Origin of the sequence: Desulfovibrio sp. OH1186_COT-070, from assembly GCF_003860215.1 — a bacterium.
Taxonomy (GTDB): domain Bacteria; phylum Desulfobacterota; class Desulfovibrionia; order Desulfovibrionales; family Desulfovibrionaceae; genus Desulfovibrio.
Genome location: NZ_RQYH01000161.1, coordinates 1 through 477, shown reverse-complemented (window position 1 = coordinate 477; position 477 = coordinate 1). Strand labels below are relative to the sequence as shown.

Sequence of the window (477 nt, the reverse complement as noted above, 5' to 3'; positions counted from 1 at the left end):
ATGTTAAAGGCATTGAAATCAGCTAATATAAAAGCTAATGAAGTTTCTTATATTAGTGCACATGGAACAGGAACAAAAGCTAATGATTCTACGGAATCTAAAGCTTTGTACAGAGTGTTTAAAGAATATACAGATAGAATACCTGTAAGTTCATTAAAATCAATGATAGGTCATACTATGGGTGCTGCAAGTGGATTAGAAGCTATATCATCTGTATTGACAATAAAAAATAATACGATTCCACCAACAATTAATTACACATGTCCAGATTCAGATTGTATAAAGAATGTGGTGCCTAACCATAAAATTAATAAAGATATAAATATAGTTTTAAGTAGCTCTTTTGCTTTTGGTGGCAACATTTGTTCAATAGTTTTTGGAGGTGTTAAAAATGGATAAAGATACAGTAGTTATTTCGGGAATAGGTTGTATATCGGCATTTGGATATTCAATAGATGATTTTTGGAGGGGAATAAC

Annotated in this window: 1 pseudogene; it reads left to right on the top strand. The window is 30.8% G+C overall.

The features are described from left to right. Positions 1-399, top strand: a pseudogene (locus EII23_RS12355) (hypothetical protein); the annotation flags it as partial. Between the last annotated feature and the right edge of the window lie 78 nt (positions 400-477).